Source organism: Xanthomonas sp. JL1, from assembly GCF_038405005.1.
The window spans coordinates 21,439-42,939 of sequence record NZ_JBBYGR010000054.1 but is presented as its reverse complement, the minus strand read 5'-3'; the positions used below and the strand labels follow the sequence as shown (position 1 = coordinate 42,939).

Below are 21,501 nucleotides of genomic sequence, written 5' to 3'. Positions count from 1 at the left end.
CCCTGTTTCTCGCGGGCCGCGCCAACCTGATTTTTTAAGCGCCCGCTCCAGCAGGCTCATTCCTTCATCGTCCACTTCGCTCCACTTGGCAAAGTAGGAATGCACCGTGCGCCACTTCGGAAAGTCACTGGGCAACGCACGCCACGGGCAACCTGTCCGTAGCAGATACAGCACTGCGCACCACACCTCATACATATCCACTGTCACAGGCTTGGTGCGCTTGCGGGCTTGCTCCAGAATCGGGCGGATTTGCTCGAACCGCTCACGGCTCACGTCACTTGGATCGTTCTTCTCGCGCATTCGTGGAGTTTGCACGGCTTGAATAAGATCGTGAACAGGTTCTAGGCGTTGAAAGCCCCCCTCCCCTCGGGAGAGGGGGTGGCGTGAGGGTACGGGCAAAGCCTTGTGCAATTGAACATTGCGAGAGCTTCGCCCGTACCCTCATCCGCCCCTGCGAAGCACCTTCCTCCCCGGTGAAGGAGGACGATGTCCCGATCTGAGAAGGGCGTGTTATCGATTTTCTTTGACGTCGATGCTGATTGCAGCGGACTGCGCCCCCCCCCCCTTGAGTCAGACGGCTGCCTGCTGCGGCACACACTGCTCCAGGCCAGGCAAGCCGCATCGGTCAACGCGCCATCCATGCCTTCCTGCACATCCACCGGACTCTGCAGCGGCCTAGCATCGGCACTCCCCTGCTCCGACGTCGATGCCCATGCCCTCCTTTCTCCGTGCCTGCCTGCTGACCTGTGTGTTACTCAGCGGAACGGCGCTGGCCGATGCGCCAGATACAGCCGATAAAAGCGATGCGAAAAGCGACGCCAAATCCGATGCCGCCGCCAAACAGGCGCCCCTGCCGGCCGATGCCAGCGTGCGTCAGAGCACGCGCGTGGCCGGCCGTAGCCTGAGCTACACCGCCACGGTCGGCACGTTGCCGGTGCGCGATGCACAGGGCAAGACCACCGGCGAGGTGGTGTTTACCGCCTACACCGTCGATGGCAAAGACCGTCCAGTGACGTTCGCATTGAACGGTGGGCCGGGCGCCGCATCGGTGTATCTCAACATGGGCGCGATCGGGCCGAAGATCGTCGATTTCGGCACCGAAGGCGACAGCGCGTCGGCACCGGCCGCGCTGCGCGACAACCCGGGCACGTGGCTGGACTTCACCGACCTGGTCTTCATCGACCCGGTGGGCACCGGCTTCAGTCGCGCATTGATTGGCGACGACGATGCCAAGAAGCAGTTCTACAACCCGCAGGCGGATGTGGAATATCTCTCGCGGATAATCTACGACTGGCTGCTCAAGAACCGCCGCCTGCAGGCACGCAAGTATCTGGTCGGCGAAAGCTATGGCGGCTTCCGCGGCCCACGCATTACCCATTACCTGCAGACACAGCTGGGCGTGGCGATGAACGGCGTGGTGCTGGTGTCGCCATACCTCAACCCGACCCTGGACGACAACAGCGACGTGTCGCCCCTGGCATGGATGCTGACATTGCCGTCGATCACTGCTGCGCACCTGGAGCGCCAGGGCCAGCTCAGCGACAGCGCGATGCGCCAGGTGATCGACTACACCCGCGGCGACTACGCGGTGGCGCTGATGAAAGGACGCACCGACCCGCAGGCGACCGAAGCGATGTTGCAGCAGGTCACCCGCATGACCGGGCTGGACCCGGCGTACGTGCGGCGCTCCGGCGGGCGCCTGGAAACCCAGGCGTATCTGCGCGAGGTGTTTCGCGACAAGGGCGAATTGGGTAGCCGTTACGACTCCAACGTGACCGCCTTCGACCCGTTTCCCAACGATGCCGAACAACGCGCCAACGACCCGCTGCTGGACAGCATCATTGCGCCCACCACCACCGCGATGGTGGATTTCGTCACCCGCGTGGTCGGCTGGAAAATCGATGCGCAATATCGCGCGCTCAACTACGACGTCAACAAACTCTGGGACTGGAACGACGAACTGCGCAAGGGTGCGGTGACCCAACTGCGTCAGTCGGTGGCGATCGATCCGAAGTTGCGCGTATTGATCGCGCACGGCTGGAACGACCTCTCCTGCCCGTTCATGGGTTCGGTCTTGACGGTGGATCAGATGCCGGCGATGGGCAGCGACCCGAAACGCGTGCAGGTACGCGAATATCCGGGCGGCCACATGTTCTACAACCGCGCCGACAGCCAGAGTGCGTTCCGCAACGACGTCAAGGCGATGTACGAAACGCGCTGAATGCATCCATCGCCGGACGTCTCAACGTCCGGCGATGGATGCGAAATAGCGTGGCGCCTACACTGCGCCAGGCGCGGTTGCTTTTACGTTCGAACCCATCCATTGGTAGAGCCGATAGCGCGCCATGCCCAGGTATTCGTGCAGCGCCACATCGGCCAGGGTGAAGTTGTAGCTCTGCGGCAGGATCGACCAAGTGGCAGTCAGCCAATCCGCGCGCACCGGCGTGGCATCGATGCCGAAATGGCGGAAATACAATTCGGCGCGGCACAGATGCGTGGCCGATGACACCAGCACGATGCGATCGGGCCGGTATGCGCGCAGCAGGGGCTGGCTGAACTGCGCGTTCTGCAAGGTGTTCATGCTTGAGGGCTCCATGATCACGTCCGCCTGCGGAATCGCCAGGTCAACCAACACACGCCGATACACCACCGCCTCAGACAACCCCAGCCCGCGTGGATCGCCGCCGCTGATTTCGATCTTGCAATCGCCACCGCTGTGCCGACATTGCTGATACAGCCGCGCCGACTCGACGATGCGGCCATAGGCGAACATGTTGGCTTCGGCTACCGCGTCACGCCCTTCCGGACGCACGGTGCCGGCGCCGAGCAACACGATGACGTTGCGCGCACCCCATGCGTTGAAATCGTTGACCCCGGTGTGCTGCAGGTGGTGCAGCATCCAGGAAGGCAATGGGCCGCAACCGACCGCAAACACCAGCAACACACTGGTAAGACCCAGCACGCGGGAAAAGCGCCGCAATCCGAGGCGGTCGATCAACCAGGCGAACCCGAACAATACGCACACCAGGGCCAGCATCATCGCGGAAGGATCTCATTCATAACGGGCGGTTAGAATCGCAGCGCGCCCACGGTGCGTGACCGTACCGCGACACAGCTCAGGTCCAGCCGAACAGTTCGAACAGCATCAGGATCAGGTACGCCACGCCGCCAGCGGCCGGGATGGTCAAAATCCACGCCCAGACGATGCGCTCGATCACGCCCAGGCGCAGCGACCGCGGGTTCTTGGCAAAACCCACGCCCATGATGGCGGTGGAAATGCTGTGCGTCGTGGAAACCGGCATACCGAAATGCGCCGCCACGGTCAGCACCGTTGCCGAGCTGGTTTCTGCGGCAAAACCGTGGATGGGATGCAGCTTGACCATCTTGTGGCCGAGCGTCTTGATGATCTTCCAGCCGCCCGAGGCGGTACCGGCGGCCATCACCACCGCGCAGGTCAGCACGATCCACATCGGGATGCCGGCGCCAGCCGCCAGGCCGGTACCCGGATGCAGGAACGACAGCCAGCTCGGCAGATCGTCCAACCCACCGGCCGACTGCGCGCCGATCAAGGTCATCGCGATGATGCCCATGGTCTTCTGCGCGTCGTTATGGCCGTGGGCGTAGCCCATGTAGGCGGCCGAGGCAATCTGCGCCTTGCCGAAGAACGCATTGACCCAGCGCGGCCGCGCCAGCCGCCCGATCGGCCCACCGAGCCTGGACATGCCGGCGATGATCGCCCACAGCAGCAGCATCACCACGATGCCGAGCAGGAAGCCGGCGATCGGCGAGGTGATCATCGGCACGAACACCTTCCACAACAGGCCCTTGTTCTTGGCCCAGTTGCCGATGTTTTCCGACCAGATCAGCGCGTCCCAGTTGTTGTGCGCCGCGGCCAGGCCAGCGCCGCACAGGGCGCCGATCAAGGCGTGCGAGGACGACGACGGCAGGCCCTGCCACCAGGTGACCAGGTTCCAGATGATCCCGCCCAGCAACGCGCACAGAATCACCTGGGGGGTGACGTCGACCACATTGGTGTTGAGCAAGCCCGAGGCGATCGTCAGCGCGACCGCGGTGCCGGTCAGCGCGCCGATCAGGTTCATTCCGGCGGCCAGCATCACCGCCCAACCTGGCGAGAGCACCTTGGTGGCGACCACAGTGGCGATGGAGTTGGCAGTGTCGTGGAAGCCGTTGATGAACTCGAACACCAACGCAGCCAGGATCACAACCAGAACGAAGGTAAGCACGCGGCGACCTCAGCTGTTCTTCAGCACGATCTGGTAGACCACCACACCGGCCTCGCGGCAACGGTCGATGGCCTTTTCCAGAATCTCGAAGAACTCCTTGAGCAGGAACATCTGCAACGTGTCCAGGCGGCCGGAATAGATGTCGCGGTACAGCTCCAGCATCAGCCGGTCGGCTTCGTTTTCGAGCATGCGCAGCTTGTCGTTGAGCGCGCTCACGCGATCGATGTTCATCTGCGGCAGGTATGTCACCATCTCCACGACCACACTGGCGGCCTGCTCCAGCATCGCGGCGCGCGGAGCGAAGTCGATATGTTCCAGGTGCTTGGTGGCCAGCGAATAGCGGTCGGCGAATTTCTCGACCTGCTTGGGAATCTTGTACAGCGCCGAGCCCAGCGCTTCGATGTCTTCGCGCTCGATGGGGGTCATGAAGCTGTCCACCAGCGCCTGGCCGATCTTGTCGGAGGCGGCGCGTTCGCGCAGGCGGGCCAGCTTGAAGGCATCCAGCGCGGGTTGGCGGTCGGACTCGCGCATCATGGCGTGCAACGCATTGGTGCTGTCGTAGGCAGCCTGCGCCGCTTCGTTCAGAAGCCAATAGAACTGCTTGCCGGAACCGAAGATGGTCTGCAACGAGAACATGGGTGGACAACTTCCTGCCGTCAAGGGAGAGACGGCGCCGGGCGCGAATTATGACCGTTCCATGACCTCTCTGGGTATCTCACGCCGGGAACCGCCCTTCACATCGGCATTTCCCGGCTCGAACCACCCTGTGGTTTGGTACCATGACCCGCGCCTTTGGGCGCCCCCTATGGAAGACGACCCTATCCCCCCGTGTTGCCGCCCGGCCTGTTCGCCCGCCGGCACACCCAGTGCTCCCCAGCCCTCCCCTTCACTGACCGGGGAAGACGCCCGTGGTTGAGTTTCTGATCGTCATCGCCCTGATTGTGTTGAACGGCTTCTTCGCCATGTCGGAGATGTCGTTGATGACCTCGCGCAAGAGCCGCCTGAAGCAGATGGCCGGCTCGAGCAAACGCGCTGCGCGGGCCCTGGCATTGGCCGAAAGCCCGGAAAACTTTTTGTCCACGGTGCAGATCGGTATCACCCTGATCGGCATCCTGACCGGCGTGTTCGGGGGCGAAGCGATCGGTGAGGCCATCGCCAGCTGGCTGCAGGGCGTGTTCCCGGCCCTGGCGGCCTCGTTCGAACTGGTCGGCAAGCCGCGTCCGTATTCGGTCGTCATCGGCAGCACCCTGGCAGTGGCGCTGATCACCTTCCTGACGCTGATCTTCGGCGAGCTGGTGCCCAAGCGGCTGGCGCTGCGCAATTCCGAAGACGTCGCAGGGGTGGTCGCAGTACCGATGGGCTGGCTGGCCAAGATTGCCGCGCCCGGCGTGTGGGTGCTGGCGCGCTCCACCCGGCTGGTGTTGCGCATGTTGGGCATGGGCAAGAACGAGTCGGCATCGATCACCGAAGAAGAGATCCGCATGCTGGTGGCCGAAAGCCACGAGGCCGGGGTGATCGACGCCCACGAGCGCGACATGATGAATCGCGTGATGCGGCTGGGCGACCGCACCGCCGACAGCCTGATGACCCCGCGCAACCGCATCGCCTGGCTGGACGCCAACGCCGAGCCGGAACGCAATCTGCAGGTGATGCGCGAGCACGAATTTTCGCGCTACCCGGTCTACCGCGGCAGCGACCAGGACATTGCAGGCGTGCTGGAAGTCAAATCGCTGGTCACGCGCATGGGCGGGCACGGCGAGAATCTCTTCCAGGCGCTGCGCGACACGTTATTCGTGTCCGAATCCACGCATGCGATGAAGCTGCTGGAAATCTTTCGCGAAGAACAGCAGTCGATGGCACTGGTGGTCGACGAATATGGCGAGATCCGCGGATTGGTGACCATCAGCGACCTGATGGGCGCGGTGGTCGGCCGTTTGCAGGCGGTGGAAAACACCGACGAAGATGCGCTGGTGATCACGCGCGCCGACGGCTCGCTGCTGATCGACGGCTCGCTGCCGGTGGAAGAACTCCGCGAAGTGCTGGGCGCCGATTTGCCGGACGCCGACGAAGGCGATTACCACACGCTTGCGGGCCTGTGCATTTATTACTTCGGGCGCATTCCGCAGGCCGGTGAATTCTTCGATTGGGCCGGTTGGCGCATCGAAATCGTCGACCTGGATGGTGCGCGCGTGGATAAGTTGCTGTTGAGCCGAGTGGGCGACGAGGACAGCGATGACATCGTCGGATGACGGCAGCGCGCCGCGCCACGACAGCAGCGAGCAGATGCGTTACCGCAACGAACGCATTCGCAGCTTGCTGGCGGCCTTCAGCGAGAGAGACCCGGACCAGGTGTTACGTGTCCGCCAGATCCTGGCCGATCTGCAACAAAGCGCCTTCGGCGTATTTTTGTTTCTGGCGATCCTGCCCTCGTTCATCCCGATTCCCGGCGTTGCCGGTGGCATCAGCGGACCACTGACGATACTGATCGGGCTGCAGATGATGTGCTGCCTGCGCAAGCCGTGGGTAACGCGCTTCATCGGCGAGCGTGGGCCGCGCCGTCGCACCAGCCAGCGTTTCGTCTCCACATTCGGGCCGACAATGCAGCGCCTGGATCGCCTGCTCAAACCGCGTCTGCACGGCATGCTGGACAGGATGCCGGCGCAAGTATTCACCGGCCTGCTGCTGGTACTGATCGGCAGTTTGCTGACGCTGCCGATCCCGTTCACCAACTATCTTTTCGGATTGATCCTGCTGCTATTTGCCCTGGCCCTGCTCGAGCGCGATGGCGCGCTGATGCTGGCGGGCTGGGCCGCCGCGCTGATCTCGGTGGCCGTCTTCGGCGTCACTTCCGACCAGCTGGTAGACCTGATTCGCGACTGGTGGCCGGACGCCTGGCGCTGAGCGCGAAGCGTGCGGCGCGTGTCTGACGCCGTTACTTCAGATCGACCACGCGGTTATCCGACAGGCTGGCGGTATCGTCAGTCACTGCCGTCATCACGAAGTACAGCGCCTTGCCGAGCAGCCCGCTGGGGCCATCCCAATATTCGGCCGATTCGGCGCGCACGTGGATCAAACGCAGGTTCGGGTCGTCCTTGCCGCCCGGGAAGAATATTTTCATGGCAGGCGACCACAGTGCGTCGATCTTGGCGCGGTCGTGAACCACGCGCGCAGTGCCGGCCACCGAGACATAGGTGTTCTTCGATGCCAAGGCATAGGCCACGTTGACGCGCGGATCGGCGGCGATTTCCGTCACTTTCGGGCTGTCGGCAGCAGTGGCGAACCACAGGTCGCCATCGAACTCGACTTGCTGCGTGCCCAGCGGGCGGCTCACCAGTTTGCCGTCGGCCGAGACGGTCGTGAACATCGCGATGTCCACGCCGCGGATCAATTCGGCCAGCTGCTTGATGCTCTCGCTGCGTGCCTGAAATTGCATGCTGATCTTCCCAATGGATGGGCATGCATCACAGCGGATCGTTGCGCAAAGCGACGTGAATCACGCCAAAGTCACATCCAGCTCGCGGCATGCCGCAGCGGCGATTTCGAAGGAGCGCAAACGCGCGGCGTGGTCGTAGATGTTGGCGGTGAACAACAGTTCGTCCGGCGTGTGGCGCTCGATGAAATCAGCCACGCCTTGGGTGATCTGCTCAGCATCGCCAAGCACCGTGCAGGCCAGTGCACGCTCTACACCCGCGCGCTCATGCGGCTGCCAGAAGCTGTCGATATCATCGATGGGCGCGGGAATCTTGCCCGGCTTGCCGCGACGCAGATCGACGAAGCTCTGCTGCTGGCTAGTGAACAAACGGCGTGCCTGCGCTTCGGTGTCGGCCGCCACTACGTTCAAAGCCAGCATCACGTGCGGCGTGGCAAGCTGTGTGGATGGGCGGAATTCGCGGCGATAGATTGCCACCGCTTCGTCCATCGCGTCGGGCGCAAAATGCGAGGCAAACGCAAACGACAAACCCATCGCTGCCGCCACGCGTGCACTGAACAGGCTCGACCCCAGCAACCACACCGGCACCTCCAGCCCGGCGCCGGGCACGGCCTGCACCAGCTGCCCTGGCACCGCTGGCGCGAAATAGCGCATCAAGTCGGCCACGTCCTGCGGGAAGTGGTCGGCGCTGTCGAAATCGCGGCGCAAGGCGCGTGCGGTGGGCTGGTCGGTGCCGGGTGCACGGCCCAAGCCCAGGTCGATGCGCTGCGGATACAGCGAAGCCAGCGTGCCGAATTGTTCGGCCACATGCAGCGGGGTGTGGTTGGGCAACATGATGCCGCCGGCGCCCACACGGATGGTCTTGGTGCCGCCGGCGACATGGCCGATCAGTACGGCGGTGGCGGCGCTGGCGATGCCCGGCATGTTGTGGTGCTCGGCCAGCCAGTAGCGTTGATAGCCCCAGCGCTCGGCGTGCTGGGCCAGATCGAGCATGTTGGCGAAGGCCTGGGTGGTGTCGCTGCCTTCGCAGACTGGCGCCAGATCGAGCACGGAAATGGGGGGCATCGGATGACTCCGGAGAAACTGATGGGCCACAGATGGGGCTGGTCTGGCAGGTTTGCCAGCGGCTTGGTTGGTGGCGAGGGGGATTACAGCATTCCAGCAGTCGGACAACGGCTGGGTTGGTGGGCTACGACCAGCCGTAGCTGCGTTGTTGAGCTTGCTGATGGGCGAGCGCATTGCGTCTGCGGGTTGGGTGATGCTTCGGTAACGATGTGGTCGCGTTCGCTCAGTCTCTGCGAGTGCCTCATTTCGATATAAGAGCGGCTAACAAAACGACTGCGCAGCTGCCAGGCGGGCGCGGCCGGTGCTCGGTGCGGGATGTACCACGCGTCCACTGCGGTTCTGAGCGCGCCGTGTGCGCCCACCTGACAGCGGCTCGCGACGTGTTGTTAGCCGCTCTAAGTGTCTGCGCATGCGAGCACTGGAGCGGCAGCCAGCAGAGCGGAGTGAGCCGCGGCCTGCTGGACCATGTGCCCTGGCATCCTCACCCCAACCTCCGCTGCGCGCCCCGGCCCGCGCTTGCAGCACGGACGCTCCAAGGCACGCGCGCTCATCGCGCGCAAGGCCGTGCCTTCTCGCCCCGAGGGGAGAGGAGCTCTTCGCTGGGCACGTTGGTGGTCAGTGCAGGCGGATCGCCTTCTGGCTGCTGATGTTGCGGGTGAAGATTGCGAATTGCACCTGCTCCGTGCGCGATACTCGGCGCCCCCGGCCCCGGAGACGAACGCATTGACTGCGCGACGAAGCTCGGACGCTGTGGGAGCTGGACGCTGGCTATGATGACCATGCCCTTGCTGCGGTTGTTCGCCCATGTCTCCGAATGCCCCGCCTGCCCTTGCACAGCTCTCGCCTTCCGCACAGATCGCGGCACGGATCGATCGGTTGCCGGCCAGCGCGACGCTTTGGCGGTTGGTGGGGTTGCTCGCACTAGGCGGGTTTTTCGAGTTGTACGACCTGTTCCAGACCGCCTACATCAGCCCCGGGCTGATTCGCGATGGGATTTTTTCCAGCGGTGCGGACGGGGTGTTCGGCATGTCCGATCAGGCCGCATTTGCGGCGGCCACCTTCCTTGGGCTGTTCGTCGGTGCCGCATTATTGAGTCCGTTCGCCGACCGGTTCGGGCGTCGTCCGGTGTTTACCTTCGCCTTAATCTGGTACACCGCCGCGACCGTGGCGATGGGCTTGCAGAGCACCGCCGCCGGGGTCATCGTGCTGCGCTTTGTGGTCGGTATCGGGCTGGGAATCGAGCTGGTCACCATCGACACCTATCTGTCTGAACTGGTGCCGCGGCACATGCGCAGTGCGGCGTTCGCGTTTGCATTTTTCGTGCAATTTTTGGCGGTGCCCACTGTTGCGCTCACCGCTTGGCTGTTGGTGCCACATGCGCCATTGGGTGTGAGCGGCTGGCGCTGTGTGGTGTTGCTGAGCGGCGCGTTTGCGCTGGCGATCTGGTGGCTGCGTAGCCGCTTACAGGAATCGGCGCGCTGGCTGGCCGCACACGGCCGGCATGCGGAAGCGGATGCAGTGGTGACCGAGCTGGAGGCGCGCTGCATGCGCGATGCGGGTGCGCCATTGCCCGAGCCGCAGACGGCCACATCGTTGCCTGCTGGCGTCGTGCCGACAGCGCTGCTATGGCGCGCGCCGTATCGCGCGCGCATCGGGATGTTGGTGGTCTTCCATGTGTTTCAGGCCATCGGCTTCTTCGGTTTCGGCAACTGGCTGCCGGCGCTGATCTCGGCACAGGGTGCTGGGGCAGGGGTGACCAAAAGCCTGGCGTATTCGTTTGCGATCTCGCTGGCCTACCCGCTGGCGCCCTTGCTGTTGCTGCGGTTTGCGCAGCGCTGGGAAAACAAATGGCAGATCACTGCATCGGCGTTGGGCGCGGTGCTATTCGGTGGGCTGTTCGCGTTACAGCATCAGGCTGTCGGCATGGTGCTGTGCGGAGCGATGGTTGCGTTCTGCAACGCCTGGATGAGCTTTGCCTATCACGGCTATCAGGCCGAGCTGTTCCCGACCGGCTTGCGCGCGCGCGCGGTGGGCTTCTGCTATTCCTTCAGCCGCCTGTCCACGGCAGTCAGCAGCGTGCTGATCGGTTGGCTGCTTGCGCAAGTCGGCAGCCAGGGTGTCCTGGCCTTCATCGCACTCAGCATGTCGATCGTGGCGAGCGTGATTGCCGTGTTCGGGCCACGCACGCGCAATCGGGCGTTGGAAGAGATTGCGGGCTAAAACGGCTAACCCAGTGCCAGGCGCGCGCCTGGCGTGCGCAGCCGGTGCGCCGCGTACCCGGCCCATCCGGTGCCTGCGTGTCTTCGACTCAAGCCTGATGATTGCGCGCAAAGAGCGGCTAACAACACGTAGCGAGCCGCTGTCAGGTGGGCGCGGACGGCGCGCTCAGAACCGCAGTGCACGCGTGGTCCATGCCGATCCCGAGCACCGTCCGCGCCCGCCTGGCGGTGAGCGCAGTCGTGTTGTTAGTCGCTCCAAGTGTTGTCAGCGACTTGCGGAGCGACCGACCCGCCAGCGTGTCACGCGCCTAGCGCACGTCGTACGGTGTGGCCATTTCCGACGAACTCATATGCATCCGCCGAACAGGCGTACCATTCAGGTTCACCGTGCGATCCGCCACGGCGGCCAAGCTGGTGCGATGCGAAACCACCAACAGCACGGTAGTCGGCAGACGCGCGCGCAAGGTGCTTAGCACCTGATGTTCCGCATCGGCGTCCAGCGCGCTAGTGGCTTCGTCCAACACCGCCAGGGTCGGCCGACGCAGCAGCACCTGCGCCAGCAACAGGCGTTGCGATTCGCCGCCGGACAGGCGCCCGTCCTGCGCGTCGATCGGCGTGTCCAGGCCTTGCGCATCGCGCTGCAGCCGCGAACACAGGCCAACGTCGGCCAGCACCTCCCACATGCGTGCATCGGAAGCTCCGGGCAGCACCCACTGCAGGCAATCGCGCACCGTGCGCTGCCACGGCCGTACGCCTTGGCCGATGTAGGCGCTGTGTCGCACCAGATGTCGATACGCGGAAAACGTCAGCCGGCGCCCGCACATGTGCGCAACGAACTGCGCCGGCGGTGTCTGACCGGAAAGCACATCCATCAGACTGCTCTTCCCCACGCCGGAGGCGCCGACCACTAGCATCATCTGACCTGGCACCAGCCACATCGACTCGAGCGCGAGCTGGGGTAACGGCGACGCCAGCCCGATGTGTTCGATATGCAGTGTGGCCGGCAGTGGCTCGGCCGTTTGTTCCGGCGCATGTGCACGCGCAACGCCAAGGTCCACATAGCGGCGCCACAGCTGCAGCGCCGGCCATGCCGAACGCAATTGCTGCACGCTTTGCCGCGTGGTGACCAGGTACGGCAGCAAACGGCCCAGCAACAGACTGACGGTGATCAGCGCGGCGCGATCGGCACCCTGCCAGCGATTGGCCAACACCAGAATGCCGGCGATGGCGACCACCGCAGTGAGCTCGAGCAGCAGTCGACTGCCGGCAACCAGTTCCTGCTGTTGCGCATACCCGTGCCCCAATCGCGCCGAAATGCGTTCGTAATGCGTGCTCTCGACGTTTTCGCGCTGAAACGAACGCACGTGGCGCAAACGACGCGGAAAATCTTCGCTCAGCCAGAACAGCTGCGTCATGTCCGCCACATAGGCACGGCTGATGCGCGCCTGTGCATCGCTGCTGGACATACGCACGCCCAAGCACGCCAGAACCGCCAGCAGCGGTGTGGCGATCAACAGCGCAGGGGCGATCAGCACCGCGATGCACACGCTCACCAGCGCAGTGATCGCCGCGACCAACAGCTGCAGCACCGCGCTAAAGCCTTGCGTGGCGATCTCGATGTTGTAGGTGAGCACATTGGCGATTTCTGCCGAGCTGGCACCGGACAAGGCAGGCAATGGCGCGTCGATCAGTGCCGCATGCACGCGTCCGCGCAGGCCGATGGCATAGCGGCTGGTCAAGCGTGCGGCCAGCCGTGCGCTCTGCCAGCGCAATGCGGCAAACAGCAGGCTCACCCCCACAAACATGCCTGCCTGCATGGCTAGTCCGCCCGGTAATGCCAAGCGATAGCCAGCCAGTTGCACGCCATGGCCGGGCTGCACCAGCGGCAGCAGGCACACCGCCACGATGCTGCCGACCAATGCGGCGGCCAACGATAACGCGACGTAAAGTGCAATCGTCGGCATGTCTGCCGGCACCAGGGTGCTCACGAAGTGATGCAGCACGGTGCGCATGCGCTGCTGCGCAGTCATCGCCCACCGCTCAGCCGCGCGTAACATGCAGTCTCCGCCACGCTGCCAAAGCCTTCGGGCCATTGCCTCTGTAGTGCGCTTGCATGAAACGGCTCATTGCAATAGCTGCAGCAACGCATCCACCGACGCTTGCGGATGCGTGCCACGGTGCAGCGTGAACATGCCGATGCGCTGCACTTGTTCCACAAACCGCTGCCAGCCGGGCTGACCGGTGGCATAGGGTTGATCGTGGGCCAGGCAGGCTGCGACCTGCTCGTTCGGCACCGCGACCAGGCGTTGCGTCGAGACGCTGGCCGGCACCCTGGACAACATCACCACCGCCTGCAACTGCATGGGCCTGGGCGCGAGATGCGCATGGCCATGGCGGATATCGACCTCGAATTTCTCAACGCTGCTGCGGCGCCGGATCACCGGCGATGCGCTGATCCAGGCGCGCGTCTGCGCGTCGACCAAGCCCAGCGCTGCGGCACGCAAATGGAGGAAATTGGCGACGCCGGTGGTAAGCAGGCTGTCCGGTGCCACGAACACGCCGTCTTCGGAGAGGACCTCCAGGCCATGCAGCAGGCTGTGCAAGGCCAGCGTCGATTTGCCCGCACCGCTGGCGCCAAGCAGCAACACGCTACGGCCGCGTTGACCGACGCAGGCGCCATGCAGCGGCACCAGCCCGATGCCACGTGCGGCCAGCAGGAACACGGCAAATTCGATCAACTCGTAACGCAGGTGATACGCGTGGGCGAGCATGTCTTCGGACACCACCAGCATTGCGTGGCGCTGCGGCACCGACAGCATCAGGTAATTGCAGGCATCAATGACGCCGCACAACAGGCCACCACTGGCGTGCGTGCGTACCGCCGGCGGTTCTGCATCGATGCTGCCGGGCGCACGCGGCAGCAGGTCCAGCGTGACATGAAATTCCGGCGCGCCCGGCAAGCGATGCGCGGGCAAGCCGGCATAGGCAGCATCGACCAGTGCCAGTAGCGCTTCGCTATCGCTTTGAAAGTGGAACAGCGCGCCAAGAATCTGCCGACGCACGGTCAAGCGCCGTGGACGCTGTTCGCCGAACGGATCTTCCGCCACTGCAGCCCCAGTTGCGATAGCCGTTGTGCCACCGCTCAACGGCGTGTGTTGCGCCCATGTGGCCGACTGCGGCATGCCTGTATCCAATGCACTGAATCAGCCGGTGTGTGTCGCTTCTCTAGCGAAAGGTTGCATCACCTGTTGCCGTGCCTGCGCACAACGCTACGCAACCAAAGGCGCCCGCGTGCGCACCTACTGCCGAGCCGAATGCCGGTGTCCGCGCACGCCGCCGCTGCGCTCACCTGGCGACAGAACGAGAGCCTTGTGCAGATGCTAAATATCCAGGTCAGTCATTCGTATTTCCTGCGTTACGACCCCAAGCAATGGGAGCGCGGCAAGCCCTATCCCCCATTGGCCACGCTGCAGATCGCTGCGCTGCTGCGCGAACGCGGGCATGCGTTGAGTCTGTTCGATGCGATGCTGGCCGACGATGTGGAGGACTACACCCCTGCCCTGCGTGCGGCGCAGCCGGATCTGGTGGTGTTCTACGAAGACAACTTCAACTTCCTCACCAAGATGTGCCTGAGCCGCATGCGGGACGCTGCATGCCGCATGATCGGGCAAGCCCGCGCGGCCGGTTGCCGCGTGTTGGTGGCAGGCTCGGATGCCTCCGACAACCCGGATGTCTTCCTGGCTGCAGGCGCGCATGCGGTGTTGATCGGTGAAGGCATCGCCCCGTTGATCACCTTGCTTGCGCGCGTCGAAGCGCAGCCGGACATCGCCACCGATCAATGGCTGGCAGGCGTGGCGCAGATTGCCACCAGCCAACCTGCGGTTGCGCGTGTGCATCCCGGCGCGCAACCGCCGGACGCACGCCTGAGCGGCCTGCCGGCATGGGATCTGGTCGACATGCCGCGTTACCAGCGCTTCTGGCAGCAACGGCATGGCTACTCCAGCCTGAACATGGCGGCCTCGCGCGGCTGTCCGTTCCGTTGCAACTGGTGCGCCAAGCCGATCTGGGGCAATCACTACAAGCGCCGCGGCGCCGAAGAGGTGGCCACGGAAATGATTCACCTCAAACGCCGTTTTCAGCCCGACCATATCTGGATGGCCGATGACATCTTCGGCTTCCACATCGATTGGGTGGAGACGTTTGCGCAGCGGTTGAGCGATGCCGATGGCGCGATTCCCTTCACCATCCAGACCCGCGCCGACCTTGCCAGCGAACGCATGGCCGCAGCGCTGGCTCGCGCTGGTTGCATGGAAGCCTGGATCGGTGCCGAAAGCGGCAGCCAACGCATTCTCGACAAGATGACCAAGGGAACGCAGGTTGGTGAAGTGATCGCTGCGCGTGAGCGCCTGGGTGCGCAGGGCATCCGCGTAGGTTTCTTTATCCAGCTCGGCTATCTGGGCGAAGAGCTCGACGACATTCTGGCCACGCGAGCACTGGTAACGCAGGCCAATCCGGACATCATCGGCGTCAGTGTGTCGTATCCCCTGCCAGGCACAAAATTCTACGAAGAAGTGAAAAATCAGCTCGGCAGCAAAACCCATTGGCAGGATAGCGACGACCTGGCGATGATGTTCCGTGGCGCTTACGATTCCGAGTTCTACCGCAGCGTGCGCGATCTGTTGCACACGCAGGTCGATCTACAACACGCACGCGCCACGATGACGGCCAGTGCATTTGCGCAGGCATCGGAACAGCTGGAAGCACGCTGGTCCGCCTTGATCGCCAGCGAAGGTCAGCACCGCACCGAGCCGCTGATCCACTGTGCTGCGCGTTAGCCACGGCAATTGGCCACCGTACTGGTGCGCTAGCCCTCGCCTGCTCTCACGTTGTTTCCTCCATCGTTTCGCCTGACCGGACCACACGCATGCAGCCCTCCCTTCGCATTATCAAGCACTGCCTGTACACCGCGACTGAGCGGCTGGCGCAGGAGCTGGCCCAGCCGGGCGATGCATTGCCGCAATGGGACCGGCTGCAATGGCAGCTGGCGGCGGCGGCAGCGGCGGCACATGGCGTGTCGCCGCTGCTGCAGCGCCGCTCGTTGTGGCAGAACGCCGAATGGAACACCTTCCTGAGCGAGCAGCGTGGCCATGTCGAAGACCGCCATCGGCGCATCGCGCTGTTGCTGACCCGTATCGATGCCGCTGCGCGCGGTGCCGGCATCGCACTGGTGGGCCTGAAAGGCACTGCGCTGCATCGACTGGGCGTGTATCTGCCCGGCGACCGCCCAATGGCCGATATCGATCTGCTGGTGGAGCCGGAAGACGCGCCTGCGGCGGCCACGCTGTTGTGCGAACTCGGTTATGTCGCTTCTTTCGAACAATGGAAGCATCAGGTGTTCAAGCCGATGCAGGGCGAGGCTGTTGCCGGGTTGGGCGAACACCGCGATGCGCCGATCAATATCGAGTTGCATACGCGCATCCAGGAACGTTTGCCGGTGCGCAGTGTGGAGATCACTGCCCGGATCCGGCCGGAGCGCCCGCAACCGGGTTTGAACCCCTATCCGTCCATCGGTGCATTGATGTGTCACTTGCTGCTGCACGCGGCCGGCGGTATCTGTCACCGCAGTATTCGCCTGATGCATTTGCATGATCTTGCCTTGCTGGCCACGCGCATGGGTCCGCGCGATTGGGAAGAATTGTGGGAAGACGCCTCCATGCCACCGTGGTGGGCGCTGCCGCCATTGCTGTTGCTGCAGCGTTATTACCGCGCAGTGGTCCCGGCTGCGCTGATGGCACGCCTGCATGGGGTCTGTCCTGCGCTGCTGCGCCTGAGCGCGGCACGGCAAACGCTCACCGCCGCATCGTGCTCCCACCTGTGGCTGTCGGCGTTGCCTGGGATTGAATGGTCGCGTTCGTTTGGCGAGGCGCGGCAGTATCTGCACAACCGCGTGGTGCCTTCGGCAGAAAGCCGCAAGGAACGCGCAGACATGCTGCAGACCCAGTTATGGCTGCAGGATCAGCCGTGGCTGCGGCAGACCCAGGCGCGACGTCTAATAACGCGCCTGACTCGGCCAGTGCCGCGCACCGACATGTTGTACGTGGTGCGTGCGGCGCTGGATGGCTATCTGCAGCCGGCGTGAGATTACATTTCACGATGCGGCACGCGCCACACTGTGCCTTCAAAGAGCGAGTGCAAGGTCTCCGACAACAGCGCACCCTGCGTTACCACGCACATCAGCGCACTCAACGCAGCTGTTGCGGCTCACACAACTGACGATACACCTGCTCGAACAACCGCGTCGTCGATGCAGCGTCTTCACGGACGGCGCGGCACTGCGCCGCCCAGGCCAGACGCAAACGCAGTTCGTCGTCGCCGAGCACCTGACGGATGGCCTCAGCCATCCCGGCCCAATCGCCCGGTGGCACTGCCAGTGCCGAGATCGGTGCCCATTCGACCAAATGCCCGACGGCAGTGCCCACCGTCGGAACACCGGCAACGGCAGCTTCCAACAGCACCAACGGCCCGGCCTCGTGCAGCGAAGACATCACCAGCAGGTCGGCCGACAGCATGATCGGGCGCAACTCGCGCTGGGTCTTGAAGCCGAGAAAACGCACCTGTTGCTGCAAGCCGAGTTGCCGCACCAGACATTGCATGGCGCCATCTAATGTGTCGACGCCCACCATGTCCAGGGTGAAGGCGACACCGGCGCGCGTGAGTGCGGCCATCGCCTGCAACAAGGTGGTCTGATCCTTGACCGGGTTGAGGCTTGCGACATGCAGCAAGCGCGCAACGGATGCAGTGCGTGCCCGCGGCGCCACCGGTGGCCAGGCGCGCAGATCCACGCCCAGCGGCACGCGTTGCGCCGCGATGCCGAGCGCTTGCAACGACTCGATAATGGGCGCGCTTGCAGCCGTCACCTGATCGGCAAGCCGCAGGATCACTGCCTCGCGCAGACGCCCGCGCCAACGCCGGCGGCCGCCGTAGCCGATGCGATGCAACGCGACCAGCTCGCCGCCAGCGATATGCACCACGCTGGGACAGCGCAACAACTGGGCAGCGGTCACCGCGATCAAGCTGCAATAGCCCGAAAAAATGGCCTGGATCACATCGAACGACGCACGCCGGTGTTCATCGCCGATGGCAGCGATCGCACGTAGCCTTGTACGGTGAGCGCCGATGTTATGCACCTTTGCGCCGCGCAGGCTCCAGGTGGCGGGCAGCGGCTCTTGGTGCAGCACGAAGACGTGCACCTCGTGACTGCGTGCCAGCCACTCGATCAAGGTCAGAAATACCGGTATCACGCGGACTTCCCCGCTGCGATCCACACCACCCGGGACCACCAGTGCCAGTTTCATGCGCTGGGCCCCGGCGCGGCAGCGCGCAATTGCATGTAGGCCTGCACCCAGCGCTGGCCCACTGCGGCAAACGACAGGCGCGCGTCGAAGTGCGCGCGCACCTGAGTGCGTGAGGGACGCTGCCGCGAGACGCGTAGCAACAGTTCCGACAGTGCCGATGCATCGCCTACCGACCACAACTCGCCCACTGCGCCGTCATCGCTAAGCGCACGGAACGACGGAATTGCACTAAGTAGCGGCAGGCAACCGCAGGCGTAGGCTTCCAATGCGGCATACCCGCAGCTTTCTGCGTGGCTGGCAGAAACGAAGATGTCGGCCGCGCGCAACAGTTCCTGCACGCGCGCATGCTCGACCTTGCCCAGCAAATGCACGCACTTCGCCAGCTGCGGGTTTTCGCGCAGGCGCTGCTGCACCTGCTCCATCAGCGGTGCCTGGTCGAACACGCACCACAACCGCAAGCCGGGCACCATGCGCGCAGCCATGGCTACCGCGTCGAGCACGCAAAGCGGGTCCTTGGCTGGGCTTAAATGCCCGATCCACAACACACACGGATCGCCGTGCAAGCGCGTCTGCTCGCGTGCCTGCAACCGATCGCCCGGCGTAAAGCGGCTGCTCGATTCGGGGATCGCAAACAACTGCGTGCTGCTGCGAAACAGCCGTGCGCGCGTGAACGGCTGCGCCAGCTCCAGCGAGGTGAACGCAATGCCGGCCGCGGCAGCATAGCGGGCGCGCCATCGGCTTCTGCTCCAACAGCGCGGCGGTCGGTTGGCGTGATCCTGCAGCAGGATCGGCACATGCGGCAGCAGGCGTTCCAGACGCCGCGCATCACCAGCGAACTCCAGGCCGTGCACATGCAGGACATCCGCCTCGATCTCGCGCACCAACGCGGCAAGCGTGCGCGCACGAGGTGCGCTGCCACGCTGTTGCAGATCGGCAAAGCGGTAGTGCACGCCCTGCCGGCGCAGCTGGGTGTTCAAGGCAGATTCCTGGATGACCGACACACGCACCCCCGCGCTGGCGACGGCCTCGGCAATGTCGGCCAGCGTTGGCCAGTGCGCGAACACCTGCTCCGCACTCAGACCATCGGGTGTGGGAACCAGATTCAGCTGTGCGACGTGCAGGCTCATGTCGTCGACAGCGCTTGCACGTCGACTAACGCAACCTCGCCGCAATGCGCTGCGCTCGTAGCGTGCCACTGACGGGCAGCGTCTACGTCACAGACAGCCGATGCCGCGTGCAACATCTTGCTCACGCGACGCGTCGCAGCCGCAGCACCAGCGCAACCGGCACCTGCAACGCCGTCTGGTCGAAACGCGCACCGGCCGGAATATCCGCAGGGTCCAGCATCGGCTCGGCAACGGCTTCGATTGCGAAGCCGAGTGCGGTGCACGCCGAATGCCAGTGGCTGTAGAGATGTTGCGTATGCCGCACAGCGTAGTGCTGCCGGTCCGCTTTGAAATCGCGTCGCCAGCCCAGCGCGTGGCCGATCGGATGCACGTCGCTGCACAGCACGATGCCGCCGACGCGGGTGACGCGATGCAGTTCTTCCAGGGCGGGCCACAGCCGTTGCAGATGCCCCACCACCAGACCGCACACGCTGAGGTCGGCTACCGCATCGGGCATCGGCAACTGATCCAGCCTGCCTTGTTGCAAGCCAATCCGCGCGGCCTGCCACTCCTGCGCCAGCTCGGCGCCGGCACGTTGCAGCATCTGCGGCGACAGATCGACACCGGTGACATGCCTTGCGCCGCGGCGCAATGCGTGCAGCATGTAGCGGCCGCTGCCGCAACCGGCGTCCAGCACGTGCTGGCCCTGCAGGCTGGCCGGCATCAAGTCGAGCATGGCGCGTTCTTCGGCCAGCATCACCGGGTTGTGCGCGTGCGGCGGATACGCCTGCGCCCACAGCGCATATGCCGCGGCGGGTTCGAGGACCGGCACTGCGCTCACGAAAATGCTCCATCGGCAGCCAGCGCACGCGCAACCTGCGCGATGGTCTGCGCCGGTTGCTCCAGCGATACGCACTGCAGGCCGGGTTCGAGCGCGAGTACCGCCGGGTCTGCGAGCGTGGCATCAAGGAGTTTGGGCCGCCCATCCAGCAATACTTGCACCGTCGAGATGCCGGCCGCCTCGAACCACGGCGCAAAATCCGGATCGGCGATGCGCGGTTTGCCATCGCGGATGACCGCACGCAAGTCGCTGCGCTCGCAACCGATGATGCTGCTGGCGGGCTCGCCTCCACGGTCGCGCACGATCAGCAAATCCGCGGTGGCGTCGGGTGCAATACGTCCACGCGTGGTCATGCGCAAAATGCGCGCAGACTCACTGGTGGCCAGGCCAAGCAACAGATCTCGCGCCAGCCCGCTCGCGCTGGCGATGCGCAGTTCTTCCAGCAGGTCGCGTGCGCCGCTGATGCGTGAATCGCTGCCCAGCGCCAGCCGGCCGGCCATGCACAAGCGCCACGGGTCCAGCGTGCGGCCAAGCAGTGCCTGATTGCTGGACGGGCACCACACGACGGCGGCACCACGCGCAATCACCCGCTCGATATCCGGCTCGCTCATGCCCACGCCGTGGATCAACACCGTGTTGGCGGCCAGGCAACCGAGCCGGTCGAGTTCCTCGAGCTCAGCACGCGCTACGGCGTCGGTGCCTTCGGCCAGATGAATCATCCACGGATGCGTAGCCGGGGTTGCGGCGAAACTGCCTTGCACCGGCGGGCCATAGCCTGTCCAGCCCAGCGCGTAGCTCCAGCCGAACGCGCGCAGCACGCTCACCGGGAAATGCGCTTCATCCAGCGTGGCGTGCCATGGGTCGTGCTGCGCCACGCAGGTGACGCCGGCCAACAGGTTCTTCAAGCCCCCATGGCGCAGCCGTACCGCCTTGGGCACGCGCAGTGCGGCGGCAACATCCGGGTGCTGAAAATGCGCATGAAATGCCTCGATCCACGCATAGCTGTTGGCGAACGGCGCGGCCTGCGGCAGCGGCGGCACGCAGTTGACCTGCAGGTGCTCGTGCGCATTGATCAAGCCCGGTGCCAGCACATGCCCCTGCAGATCCAGGCGCAAGGTGCCGGTGCCGGGCGTGCCACCGAAGCGCCCCGCGCGGATGGTCACTGCGGTGCGCGACGCACCCGCTGCTGTCATCGCGCGCGCGCCCTGCAGGCAGACATCGGCCATGGCCATCGGCGCCTC

Annotated in this window: 18 protein-coding genes and 2 other RNA genes; 7 read left to right on the top strand and 13 right to left on the bottom strand. The window is 64.5% G+C overall.

The features are described 5' to 3' along the window. Window positions 1-300: IS5 family transposase (locus WJW29_RS12970; RefSeq protein WP_054061577.1), on the bottom strand; the 300-nt coding region annotated here is incomplete at its 3' end. 412 nt (window positions 301-712) lie between these two features. On the opposite strand from WJW29_RS12970, the gene WJW29_RS12965 reads away from it, so the two are divergent. Then, window positions 713-2,221 (top strand): S10 family peptidase, encoded by a 1,509-nt coding sequence (locus WJW29_RS12965; RefSeq protein WP_011259536.1) that lies wholly within the window; start codon window positions 713-715, stop codon window positions 2,219-2,221. A gap of 57 nt (window positions 2,222-2,278) precedes the next feature. On the opposite strand, the gene WJW29_RS12960 is transcribed toward WJW29_RS12965, so the two are convergent. From WJW29_RS12960 to WJW29_RS12950, 3 genes are all read right to left on the bottom strand, one after another. Then, window positions 2,279-3,040, bottom strand: coding sequence for a YdcF family protein (locus WJW29_RS12960; protein ID WP_012444542.1), 762 nt, complete (start codon window positions 3,038-3,040; stop codon window positions 2,279-2,281). 76 nt (window positions 3,041-3,116) lie between these two features. Further along, entirely contained in the window at window positions 3,117-4,244 is a 1,128-nt protein-coding gene (locus WJW29_RS12955; RefSeq protein ID WP_011259538.1) for an inorganic phosphate transporter, read from the bottom strand. Between the two features lie 9 nt (window positions 4,245-4,253). Next, window positions 4,254-4,880: a DUF47 family protein gene (locus WJW29_RS12950; protein WP_012444540.1), complete on the bottom strand. Its 627-nt coding sequence runs from the start codon at window positions 4,878-4,880 to the stop codon at window positions 4,254-4,256. 272 nt (window positions 4,881-5,152) lie between these two features. On the opposite strand from WJW29_RS12950, the gene WJW29_RS12945 reads away from it, so the two are divergent. After that, window positions 5,153-6,493, top strand: a complete 1,341-nt coding sequence (locus WJW29_RS12945; RefSeq protein ID WP_011259540.1) for a hemolysin family protein — start codon at window positions 5,153-5,155, stop codon at window positions 6,491-6,493. Then, window positions 6,477-7,145, top strand: coding sequence for an exopolysaccharide biosynthesis protein (locus tag WJW29_RS12940; protein WP_011259541.1), 669 nt, complete (start codon window positions 6,477-6,479; stop codon window positions 7,143-7,145). Before WJW29_RS12945 ends, WJW29_RS12940 begins: the two co-directional genes overlap by 17 nt. Before the next feature lie 31 nt (window positions 7,146-7,176). Here WJW29_RS12940 and WJW29_RS12935 read toward each other — a convergent pair whose 3' ends face one another. Together WJW29_RS12935 and WJW29_RS12930 are read right to left on the bottom strand one after the other, a co-directional pair. Then, window positions 7,177-7,677: a pyridoxamine 5'-phosphate oxidase family protein gene (locus WJW29_RS12935; protein ID WP_011259542.1), complete on the bottom strand. Its 501-nt coding sequence runs from the start codon at window positions 7,675-7,677 to the stop codon at window positions 7,177-7,179. 60 nt (window positions 7,678-7,737) lie between these two features. Beyond that, complete coding sequence (locus WJW29_RS12930; protein WP_011259543.1) at window positions 7,738-8,739, bottom strand: LLM class flavin-dependent oxidoreductase; 1,002 nt, start codon at window positions 8,737-8,739, stop codon at window positions 7,738-7,740. Window positions 8,740-9,054: 315 nt separating this feature from the next. Here WJW29_RS12930 and WJW29_RS12925 point away from each other — a divergent pair. Both WJW29_RS12925 and WJW29_RS12920 read left to right on the top strand, forming a co-directional pair. Further along, a non-coding RNA gene (locus tag WJW29_RS12925) (sX9 sRNA) lies at window positions 9,055-9,131 on the top strand. A 412-nt stretch (window positions 9,132-9,543) separates the two neighbouring features. Further along, window positions 9,544-10,959 carry an MFS transporter gene (locus WJW29_RS12920; RefSeq protein WP_011259544.1) on the top strand — a complete coding sequence of 472 codons (1,416 nt, stop codon included), beginning with the start codon at window positions 9,544-9,546 and terminating at the stop codon, window positions 10,957-10,959. Between the two features lie 116 nt (window positions 10,960-11,075). On the opposite strand, the gene WJW29_RS12915 is transcribed toward WJW29_RS12920, so the two are convergent. The 3 genes from WJW29_RS12915 to WJW29_RS12905 form a co-directional block, all read right to left on the bottom strand. Next, window positions 11,076-11,152: non-coding RNA, sX9 sRNA (locus WJW29_RS12915), on the bottom strand. Window positions 11,153-11,266: 114 nt separating this feature from the next. Next, window positions 11,267-12,988 carry an ABC transporter ATP-binding protein gene (locus WJW29_RS12910; RefSeq protein ID WP_012444535.1) on the bottom strand — a complete coding sequence of 574 codons (1,722 nt, stop codon included), beginning with the start codon at window positions 12,986-12,988 and terminating at the stop codon, window positions 11,267-11,269. A gap of 93 nt (window positions 12,989-13,081) precedes the next feature. Then, entirely contained in the window at window positions 13,082-14,140 is a 1,059-nt protein-coding gene (locus WJW29_RS12905; RefSeq protein WP_011408904.1) for a hypothetical protein, read from the bottom strand. Window positions 14,141-14,272: 132 nt separating this feature from the next. On the opposite strand from WJW29_RS12905, the gene WJW29_RS12900 reads away from it, so the two are divergent. After that, window positions 14,273-15,793, top strand: a complete 1,521-nt coding sequence (locus WJW29_RS12900) for a radical SAM protein (RefSeq protein WP_012444533.1) — start codon at window positions 14,273-14,275, stop codon at window positions 15,791-15,793. Window positions 15,794-15,882: 89 nt separating this feature from the next. Beyond that, the gene (locus tag WJW29_RS12895) at window positions 15,883-17,097 is read left to right on the top strand and encodes a nucleotidyltransferase family protein (RefSeq protein ID WP_011259548.1); all 1,215 of its coding nucleotides are present in this window, start codon (window positions 15,883-15,885) and stop codon (window positions 17,095-17,097) included. 103 nt (window positions 17,098-17,200) lie between these two features. On the opposite strand, the gene WJW29_RS12890 is transcribed toward WJW29_RS12895, so the two are convergent. The 4 genes from WJW29_RS12890 to WJW29_RS12875 form a co-directional block, all read right to left on the bottom strand. Beyond that, on the bottom strand, window positions 17,201-18,313 hold the full coding sequence (locus WJW29_RS12890) for a glycosyltransferase family 4 protein (RefSeq protein WP_011259549.1): 1,113 nt from the start codon (window positions 18,311-18,313) through the stop codon (window positions 17,201-17,203). Beyond that, entirely contained in the window at window positions 18,310-19,440 is a 1,131-nt protein-coding gene (locus WJW29_RS12885; RefSeq protein WP_041182180.1) for a glycosyltransferase family 4 protein, read from the bottom strand. The genes WJW29_RS12890 and WJW29_RS12885 overlap by 4 nt, the downstream gene beginning before the upstream one ends. A 121-nt stretch (window positions 19,441-19,561) precedes the next feature. Beyond that, a complete protein-coding gene (locus tag WJW29_RS12880) occupies window positions 19,562-20,260 on the bottom strand; it encodes a class I SAM-dependent methyltransferase (RefSeq protein ID WP_011408908.1) in 699 nt (232 codons plus the stop codon). Further along, window positions 20,257-21,492, bottom strand: coding sequence for an amidohydrolase family protein (locus tag WJW29_RS12875; RefSeq protein WP_027703449.1), 1,236 nt, complete (start codon window positions 21,490-21,492; stop codon window positions 20,257-20,259). The genes WJW29_RS12880 and WJW29_RS12875 overlap by 4 nt, the downstream gene beginning before the upstream one ends. Window positions 21,493-21,501 lie beyond the last annotated feature (9 nt).

Bases quoted from the DNA above. Each gene is read 5' to 3' on its own strand.
- WJW29_RS12965 (WP_011259536.1), top strand. From the start codon at position 713: ATGCCCTCCTTTCTCCGTGCCTGCCTGCTGACCTGTGTGTTACTCAGC.
- WJW29_RS12960 (WP_012444542.1), bottom strand. From the start codon at position 3,040: ATGATGCTGGCCCTGGTGTGCGTATTGTTCGGGTTCGCCTGGTTGATC.
- WJW29_RS12950 (WP_012444540.1), bottom strand. From the start codon at position 4,880: ATGTTCTCGTTGCAGACCATCTTCGGTTCCGGCAAGCAGTTCTATTGG.
- WJW29_RS12940 (WP_011259541.1), top strand. From the start codon at position 6,477: ATGACATCGTCGGATGACGGCAGCGCGCCGCGCCACGACAGCAGCGAG.
- WJW29_RS12935 (WP_011259542.1), bottom strand. From the start codon at position 7,677: ATGCAATTTCAGGCACGCAGCGAGAGCATCAAGCAGCTGGCCGAATTG.
- WJW29_RS12930 (WP_011259543.1), bottom strand. From the start codon at position 8,739: ATGCCCCCCATTTCCGTGCTCGATCTGGCGCCAGTCTGCGAAGGCAGC.
- WJW29_RS12920 (WP_011259544.1), top strand. From the start codon at position 9,544: ATGTCTCCGAATGCCCCGCCTGCCCTTGCACAGCTCTCGCCTTCCGCA.
- WJW29_RS12910 (WP_012444535.1), bottom strand. From the start codon at position 12,988: ATGACTGCGCAGCAGCGCATGCGCACCGTGCTGCATCACTTCGTGAGC.
- WJW29_RS12905 (WP_011408904.1), bottom strand. From the start codon at position 14,140: ATGCCGCAGTCGGCCACATGGGCGCAACACACGCCGTTGAGCGGTGGC.
- WJW29_RS12900 (WP_012444533.1), top strand. From the start codon at position 14,273: ATGCCGGTGTCCGCGCACGCCGCCGCTGCGCTCACCTGGCGACAGAAC.
- WJW29_RS12895 (WP_011259548.1), top strand. From the start codon at position 15,883: ATGCAGCCCTCCCTTCGCATTATCAAGCACTGCCTGTACACCGCGACT.
- WJW29_RS12890 (WP_011259549.1), bottom strand. From the start codon at position 18,313: ATGAAACTGGCACTGGTGGTCCCGGGTGGTGTGGATCGCAGCGGGGAA.
- WJW29_RS12885 (WP_041182180.1), bottom strand. From the start codon at position 19,440: ATGAGCCTGCACGTCGCACAGCTGAATCTGGTTCCCACACCCGATGGT.
- WJW29_RS12875 (WP_027703449.1), bottom strand. From the start codon at position 21,492: ATGGCCATGGCCGATGTCTGCCTGCAGGGCGCGCGCGCGATGACAGCA.